Genomic DNA, 8,776 nt, shown 5'->3' with positions numbered 1-8,776 from the left:
TCAACAGCAGTAAGATCAATCATAGCAGGGATTTCATCCACGCATTGAACTGTTACATCAGCAGGAGCACTAGGTGCAACAGGCGCAGTAGTATCAGCTACAGTAATAGTTTGTGATACAGACGATGTATTAGTACAGTTATCAGTAAATGTCCAAGTACGAGTAATAATAATGTTACAAGGATTAGAATTATCAGTAGAATCTACACCAGTAACAGTAATATCTCCAAGGCAGTTATCAACAGCAGTTAAGTCACCAGGTGCAGGTACATCATCAATACATTGGTAAGTTTCATTTGCAGGAGCACTAGGTGCAACAGGAGCAGTAGTATCTTGAACCGTAATAGTTTGAGTATGTGTTATTTCATTTCCACCACCATTAGCACCATCATTAGCCGTCCATGTACGTACAAGGGTAAAATTATTAGGGCAAGAACCGTCAGTTCTTTCTTCATTAAAAATAACTTCAACATTTGGGTTGCAATTATCAGTAACAGTAAGAGTAACTGCATCAGGGATGGCATCACATTCTACAGTTTCATTAGCAGGTAATGCTTCGTTAAATGTAGGTGGCATATTATCAATAACAGTAATAAGCTGCTCACATATAATATTGCTTGTATTACCAGCAGAATCAGTTGCTACCCATGTAATAGTTGTAATTCCTACAGGATATGGTTGATTTAGACCTAGACCATCATCTCTAGTACCACTAACAGTTACATTTGGACAATTATCATTAGCAGTAGGAGTTGTAATAGTTATTGGAGTAGAACAAGTTAAAGGGTTGTTTACATTAACAGTGATATCTGCAGGACAGTTAATAGTAGGGTTGGTATTATCTGTAACTACAACATCTTGTGAACATTGAATGCTATTTCCAGCTGTGTCAGTAAACGTCCAAGTAATGGTTGTTGAACCTAATAGCCATGGGTCATTAAGCGCAGCACCATCACTTCTAGTGCCAACACCGTTTATATTTCCATCACAGTTATCTATAGCAACAGGAGTTGTTACATCTGTATCATTAGAGCAATTAACACCTGTATCTAAATCTATTTGAGAAAGTGTAGAACAATCAAAAACAGGTGGATCATTATCAGCTACAGTTACAGTAACCGAAGCTGTATCTACATTACATTCTGAAATCGGTCCATCTATATCACTCACAGTAAGCGTTACATCAAAATTACCATCAGAGGCATAAGTATGAATTGGATTTTGTTCTGTACTAGTATTACCATCTCCAAAATCCCATGAATACGTAATATCATTTGTACCTGGAGGATTTGGATAAGGATCATTAGATATACCTGTAAAGTCAATTGTTCTTCCACAATTTGCATCTGGTGTAAAATTTATATCAGCAACTATAGCATCAAGGAAATCTATAGCTATAGCAGGTGTAGTAACTTCAGCAAAGTCATTTTCGCAACCAGAACCAGGAGCACCTAAAGGGACTTGTATAGCCAACTGAAATTCGTAAGAACCAGGAGTGGTTACTGTTGCTATTGTTGATAGGGTTACATTATTAGGAACACTAGTATCTGGTGTGCCTATAGTAAAAGTTGTAGTTCCAGGTCCCGATAATTGCGTCCAAACGTATGCAGAAATGTTATCAGTTTCATTATCAATAGGAAAAACGCCATCAGGCAAATTGCTTACTAGAGTTATAATCTCTGCATCAGGAAAACATACATCGTTTCCATCACCAGCGGCAATAACCATTATATTAGGGTCAACAACAGGCGTACCTCCAAGAGCAACTAATTCTTCAAAAATAAAGCATACATTTCCGCCACCAACACAAGCAGAATAACTAATATTACCAATATTAATCCTTCTATTATTATTACATGGACCTTCTGAAGCTAAAGCGCCACTTCCATTTCTAATCACTGTGTCCGTTGTGTTTAATATCTGAATAGATGTACTAGTCCCTATAGATAAGGTAGAGTTAGAAGTCCAAACAATTTGACCTCCATCTTGTATTATTATACTAGTAATAGCATTAGAAATTGTAAAATCTTGATCTACTAGTACCCGTGCATTATCTGGAATTATAACTGTACCATTGCAATTATTTGCTGGATTTATAACAAAATTGTTAAAATCTGATACAGTTATATCACCTGTAGGGATAGTACATTGTGCTTGAACTTGTGATAATCCGACAAAAAAGAAAACCAAAGTTAGCAAAGCAATTGCTTTGCCACGAATATTTTCAATGAGATTAATAGTATTAGTTTTCATAAGCTTTAATTCTAAATTGACTAATTTTTTTATATATAACAAGTATCATCAAAAGATGATACATTAATAATCGATTTGCTACTATCAGCTATAAATAGCCCAAAAGCATTATATTTAGTATAGTTCTGAGGGAGGAAACTTAGGTCGTCGAACAACCTTATTTTGAATTTAATTAGATTTGGGGTCATAATTAATTGATTAATAGCACTACAAATGAACACATAACGTATTCATAATTCAAAAAAACCATTCAAGCTGCACAAAATTTCGTTAAGCGGGGCTTTTAATTGGTTTATCGGAATAATTGATTTCTCATAATAATAAAATTTCAGTCATAAATAATGTTTTCAAAACTTATAAAACAGGTTAATTTTAAAGTTTCGGGTCGCAATCTATGTATTTAATCTGACTAAAACAACATTTTGTCGACAAAAATTAACATTTAATCGAATATATGAAACAATTAATATTAGTAAGGCACGGAAAGTCCTCTTGGCAATATGATGTAATAGATAAAGAACGGCCACTTAAAAAACGAGGTATTAACGATGCTAAAAGAGTATCTGCCATTTTTAATACAAAAACTATTGTGGTAGATGCAGTATTTTCTAGCCCAGCAAACAGAGCATTATCTACATGTAAAATATTTATAGAAGAATTAAAGATCTCAGAATCTAAGCTTAAAATTAATGAAGACTTATATGATTTTTCTGGTGAAAGGGTTCTTAATTTTATAAAAAAAATGGATGACCGGTTAGATACCGTAATGATTTTTGGACACAATCATGCATTAACAGCAATAGTAAACACCTATGGAGATAGATATATTAATAATTTACCAACCTCAGGATTAGCTATTTTAGAATTTAATATCGATAATTGGAAACATTTAAAGTTGGGGCATACAAAAGATGTTCTATTCCCGAGAGATTATCGATAATAGATAATGTATTAATTTATAACCAATAGAATTTTTTAATAATATTATTTTCAATTCTATAGCATAATGTTATCTAACTTTATACTAAAATGAAATATATTTGTGTAAAGTAAGTTGCATGAATAAACCCAGTAATATTTATATTAATAGAGAGTTAAGTTGGCTTCAATTTAATGCAAGAGTTTTGCAAGAAGCAGCAGATGAAAATGTACCATTAATAGAGCGATTACGCTTTTTAGGTATTTTCTCAAACAACTTAGACGAATTCTTCAAAGTTAGGTATGCAACTGTAAAACGGATAGATCAAGCCGGAAAAGGTGGTAAAAATCAATTAGGAGGTATTAAAGCTAGTGATTTGTTGTTAAAAATTACAGAAACTGTAATAGAACAACAAAGCGAAAGTTTAGAAATTTTAAGTAATATAGAAAGCAAACTTCAAGAAGAGCAAATCTATATTATAAAAGAAGATCAAATTCAACCTAGTCAACACGACTTCATAAAATCTTATTTCTTCCAAGAAGTTAGTCCTGCTTTAGTGACCATAATATTAAATGAAGATATAGAGCTACCATTATTAAAAGATAGCGCAGCCTATTTAGTTGTAAAAATGTGTTTGCATGACGATAGTAAACAATATGCTTTAATAGAAATTTCTAAATCAATGAATCGTTTTGTGGTTTTACCCAAAACGGATAATAAATGCCATATTATTTTAATAGACGACTTATTAAGGTATTGTATGGCTGATATTTTCAATTTTTTTGAATATAAAACTATTTCTGCCCATATGATTAAAATTACTAGAGATGGAGAGTTAGATTTTGATAGTGATTTAAGTAAAAGTTTTATGGAAAAAATTGCGGATAGCGTTAAAGACCGTAAAATTGGGGATCCAGTACGTTTTGTTTATGACAAGACTATTGATAGAGATACATTAAATTACCTTATGGCAAAAATGGGTATAGAATCTACAGATAGTGTTATTCCTGGAGGAAGATACCACAATCGTAGAGACTATATGGGCTTTCCTAGCTTAAATCGAAACGATTTATTATACGATAAAATAAAATCATTGCCAGTTAAAGGCTTAAATTTAGAACAAAGTGTTTTTAAAGCAATAGCGTTAAAAGATTACTTGGTTTATACACCGTATCATACATTTTCATATGTGGTGAGGTTTTTAAGAGAAGCTGCTCTAGATCCAAAAGTAAAAACTATAAAAATTACTATTTATCGATTGGCCCAAATTTCTCATGTTGCTAGTTCTTTAATTAATGCAGCTAAAAACGGTAAAAAAGTAACAGTATCTATTGAGTTGCGTGCACGTTTTGATGAGGAAGCAAATATTAATTATGCAGAGCAAATGCAAAGCGAAGGAGTAAATATGCTTTTTGGCGTTACAGGATTAAAAGTACATTCTAAAATGTGTGTTATTGAACGCGAAGAAAAGAATAAGCTAAAACGTTATGGGTTTATAAGTACTGGTAATTTTAACGAGTCTACAGCAAAAATATATACCGATTTTACATTATTAACATCCGACCAAAAATTACTTAAAGACATTAATAAAGTATTTAGTTTTTTTGAAGTGAATTACAAAATTCATAGGTATAAGCATATTATTACGTCTCCACATTATACACAATTTAAGATATTTGCTCTTATCGATAATGAAATTGCTAATGCTAAGCAAGGCAGAAATGCGTCTATTAAACTTAAAATGAATAGCATCAGTAGCTATAAAATGATAGATAAGCTTTACGAAGCTAGTAAGGCAGGTGTTAAAATACAAATGATAGTAAGAGGTATTTGTTGTTTAATACCTGGAGTTCCTGGAATGAGTGAAAATATTGAAATTATTAGTATCGTTGATAAGTTTTTAGAGCATACAAGATTGTATATTTTTGGAGATAATAGTAATCCAAAGGTTTATATTTCTTCTGCAGATTGGATGACAAGAAATATAGATAATAGAGTAGAAGTCACTTGCCCTATCTATGATGAAGATATAAAATCTGAACTGTTAGATATTTTTGATATCTGTTGGAATGATAACGTTAAAGCTCGTATTATAGATAAAGATCAAGATAACAAATACAAAAAACGTAATCAACCTTCGCTTAGATCTCAATTTAAAACTTATGAATATTATTTAAATCGATTAGAAAATTAATGCTGAATATTAAAAAATATGCGGCCATAGATATAGGGTCAAATGCGGTAAGATTATTAATTTCTAATATTATAGAACAAGGAGATAAACCAGTAATATTCAAAAAAAATGCATTGGTTCGTGTCCCTATTCGTCTTGGTGCAGATGTATTTCTTAAAAATGAAATTTCCGATTATAATAAAAAGCGAATGGTCGATACAATGACAGCTTTTAGTTTACTAATGAAATCTCATGGAGTTGTAAAATACAAAGCCTGTGCAACTTCGGCAATGCGAGAAGCGAAAAACGGAAATGAATTAAATAAAATAATAGCAGAGCAATGTAATATTAAAATAGATATTATTGACGGCGAAGAAGAGGCTAAAATTATTGCAGCTACAGACTTACATACATTTATAGATGCAAATAAAACCTATTTATATGTAGATGTAGGAGGTGGGAGCACAGAGTTTTCGATAATTCATAATAGCAAGAAAATTACATCAAAGTCATTTAAAATAGGAACGGTTCGTTTACTAAATAATATAGTAAAAGACGATACATGGCAAGAATTAAAGACATGGATAAAAACAAACGCTAGGCAATATGATAAAATTGAATTAATAGGTTCTGGTGGAAATATTAATAAAATATTTAAGATTTCAGGAAAAGATATAGGAAAACCATTATCCTATTTCTATCTAGCTAATTATTATAAAAAACTTCAAAATTACTCTTACGAAGAACGTATAACAGAGCTCAACTTAAACCAAGATAGAGCAGATGTTATTGTGCCTGCATTACAAATTTATTTATCTGCAATGAAGTGGAGTGCTGCCAAAAATATTTTAGTCCCTAAAATTGGGTTATCAGATGGTATTATAAAATGCATGTACCATAATAAGATTACTAGTATTGACTTGTAATTTTACCGTTTGTCTTATTTTTCTTTACTAAAATCTAATAAATGACTGATAATTAGAATTTAAAATTATATTCGTACCCACTTATAAAAACAACTACTTATGAAAACAATTTTAGCAATATTTGCATTAGTTTGCTTTACAACTATCGGTTTCTCCCAAAGTACCAAAGATGTAAAGTATGGTATTAGAGCAGGTTACAACATCTCTAATTTAGATTTTGATCCTGAAGCTCCAATAGAGAACAGACATAGAAATGGTTTTGCTTTTGGCTTTTTTGCCGAAGTTCCATTATCTGAAGTGACATCTATAAACACAGAATTACAATGGTCTGCCGAAGGTGGAAAATCACGTGATATTAGAGCAAATTACTTTAATTTGCCAATTCAATTACGATTTGCACTTAGTGAAAACTTGTCAATCGGTGCCGGACCACAAGTCTCTTTAAAAACTTGGGAAGATAATGATTCGTTTAGCACATTCGCATTTTCAGGAGTTGCAGGAGTAGAGTATGTGTTTACTAACGATTTGTTTATAGATCTACGATATTCTTATGGACTTACAAATATATTAGATGATGAAGCTTCACCTCTTGAAGCTACTAATTTTAATTTTCAAATAGGTATAGGTATTAAAATATAGTTACTAATAAGTAACACCTTATAAAAATGCTTCTAATTTGTTTAGAAGCATTTTTTAGTTTAACCATGCATGGTTTGTTTTTTTCCTAGACCTTTCATAATCTCGGCTTCATAATTTAAAAGGTCTTGCCATTTTTTATCTACTTGATCTCGGTCACCGTATTGGCGCGCAAACCCTAAAAACATTGTATAATGATTGGCCTCGCTAACCATAAGTTTTCTGTAAAATTCAGCAAGTTCTTTGTCTTCTAATTCTTCTGATAATAGTCTAAAACGCTCACAACTTCTAGCTTCTATTAAGGCTGCATATAATAAACGATGAACCAATTGTGTAGTTCTACTACCACCTTTAGGGAAAAATTTTAAAAGCTGTATTACATAATCGTCTTTACGATCTCTGCCTAAAACCCAACCATTAGCAATAATTCTGTCGTGTACCATTTTAAAATGGCTAATCTCTTCTTTAACAAGTGCAGTCATTTCTATAACTAAGTCAGTGTATTCAGGAAAACTAACGATTAACGATATTGCTGTGCTCGTTGCTTTTTGCTCACAATAGGCATGGTCTGTGAGTATATCTTCAATATTCTTTTCAACAATATTTACCCAACGAGGGTCAGTAGGTAATTTAAGTCCTAGCATTATAAATAATAATTTTGGTTTAACCGATTAACCCTAATATTACCATTTTTGTTTATAGAGAGCTGATATAGGAAATCTTTTTTAGTATCTATTTCTTTATACGCTAAATCAATAACTATAGTATCTTCTAAAGATAAGTTTTGATTTAACCAAGCTCCTTGTAATATAGAATTGTCTATAACAGCTTGGTCATTTGTGTACTTAGCAATGAAGCTTTTATTGATGGATTGATGAATAACAGTTGAATTATTTTGTTTTACATGAATTTGAGAGATAATATTACGATGATGATAGCTATAATTTATATTGCCCTTTTTTATAGATTTTAGGATATCAGATTCCATATCTGTAAATGTTTTAATATTTACAGAATAATGATTACTCAGAATAGTATCTGTCTCTCGTTTTAAATAATTTTGAGGAATATATAGGTGTTCTTCAAAAGTGTTTTTCTTTTTAAAGGATTCAATACTTTCCGTTAAAGATTGTTGATTTGTTTTTCTTCCATCACAACTCGTTACAGCAACAGAAACAATAAATAAAAGCAGATATAATATTCTCATGGATTTAAAAATCAAGACCAAAGGTTTTTTTCAATACTTCTAAATTAGGGTTTTTTTCGTTGAGTTTTTCATATTTCTCTTGAGGTGTAAAAGCATACTTTTTTGCAACTTCTTCATTAACCTTGATATCTAAGGTTAAATCATAGTTTTGAAGTGTTTTTCTTAAATATTGCAATAAAGGATATTGTGCACGTTCTAACTCTATTTTTAGTGTTTCATTAGCATATTCTAAGCATATATCTGTATCTAAAAGTTTTGGTGTTTCCATTTCAAGAATAGAAGCCATAATTTTTTCACCTTTATGATGTAATGTTTTAATATAAGCTTTCCAAGCGTCTATTAAAGCAGGTTCAGTAACAGGTTCTTTTGGTAGCTGATCTTCGTCTACTACAACATCCATTTGTTTAATAAGATGTTCTTTCTTTTCGCGAATACTTTTTAAAGATAAACCAGACGTGACTTTAGCTGGATTTTGAATTGATATCTTAGGAATTTCAGGCTCAGCAACTTTAGCAACAGTTTCTTCTTTTTTAGCTATAGGTGTATCTTTTGTAATGACTTCTGGAGTTTTTACAGGAATCGGTTTTACAATAGGAATAGGAGTAATACCTCTTGCTTTAAAATAAGAAGGGGGAATTATAAACTGCTTATTTTTTTTTTTTT

7 protein-coding genes and 1 pseudogene are annotated in these 8,776 nt (G+C 31.2%); 4 read left to right on the top strand and 4 right to left on the bottom strand.

Annotated elements, in window-relative coordinates:
• A partial coding sequence (locus K8Z87_RS13475; protein WP_227478103.1) for a PKD domain-containing protein occupies positions 1 to 2,252 on the bottom strand: 2,252 nt, incomplete at its 3' end.
• A gap of 454 nt (positions 2,253 to 2,706) precedes the next feature.
• Between K8Z87_RS13475 and K8Z87_RS13470 the strand changes: the two genes are divergently transcribed.
• The 4 genes from K8Z87_RS13470 to K8Z87_RS13455 all read left to right on the top strand — a co-directional run bounded on the left by K8Z87_RS13470 (position 2,707) and on the right by K8Z87_RS13455 (position 6,909).
• The gene (locus K8Z87_RS13470) at positions 2,707 to 3,192 is read left to right on the top strand and encodes a SixA phosphatase family protein (protein ID WP_227478102.1); all 486 of its coding nucleotides are present in this window, start codon (positions 2,707 to 2,709) and stop codon (positions 3,190 to 3,192) included.
• A 118-nt stretch (positions 3,193 to 3,310) separates the two neighbouring features.
• The gene (ppk1, locus tag K8Z87_RS13465) at positions 3,311 to 5,365 is read left to right on the top strand and encodes a polyphosphate kinase 1 (RefSeq protein WP_227478101.1); all 2,055 of its coding nucleotides are present in this window, start codon (positions 3,311 to 3,313) and stop codon (positions 5,363 to 5,365) included.
• Positions 5,365 to 6,270: a Ppx/GppA phosphatase family protein gene (locus tag K8Z87_RS13460; RefSeq protein WP_227478100.1), complete on the top strand. Its 906-nt coding sequence runs from the start codon at positions 5,365 to 5,367 to the stop codon at positions 6,268 to 6,270. The genes ppk1 and K8Z87_RS13460 overlap by 1 nt, the downstream gene beginning before the upstream one ends.
• A gap of 99 nt (positions 6,271 to 6,369) precedes the next feature.
• Complete coding sequence (locus K8Z87_RS13455) at positions 6,370 to 6,909, top strand: porin family protein (protein WP_227478099.1); 540 nt, start codon at positions 6,370 to 6,372, stop codon at positions 6,907 to 6,909.
• 59 nt (positions 6,910 to 6,968) lie between these two features.
• Here K8Z87_RS13455 and K8Z87_RS13450 read toward each other — a convergent pair whose 3' ends face one another.
• The 3 genes and pseudogenes from K8Z87_RS13450 to K8Z87_RS13440 form a co-directional block, all read right to left on the bottom strand.
• On the bottom strand, positions 6,969 to 7,550 hold the full coding sequence (locus K8Z87_RS13450; RefSeq protein WP_227478098.1) for a MiaE family protein: 582 nt from the start codon (positions 7,548 to 7,550) through the stop codon (positions 6,969 to 6,971).
• The gene (locus tag K8Z87_RS13445; RefSeq protein ID WP_227478097.1) at positions 7,550 to 8,113 is read right to left on the bottom strand and encodes a hypothetical protein; all 564 of its coding nucleotides are present in this window, start codon (positions 8,111 to 8,113) and stop codon (positions 7,550 to 7,552) included. Before K8Z87_RS13445 ends, K8Z87_RS13450 begins: the two co-directional genes overlap by 1 nt.
• Before the next feature lie 4 nt (positions 8,114 to 8,117).
• A pseudogene (locus K8Z87_RS13440) lies at positions 8,118 to 8,776 on the bottom strand (DNA polymerase III subunit gamma/tau); the annotation flags it as partial.

Source organism: Winogradskyella immobilis (genome assembly GCF_021887715.1).
Taxonomy (GTDB): Bacteria; Bacteroidota; Bacteroidia; order Flavobacteriales; family Flavobacteriaceae; genus Winogradskyella; species Winogradskyella immobilis.
This window is presented reverse-complemented; position numbering and strand designations above follow the sequence as displayed.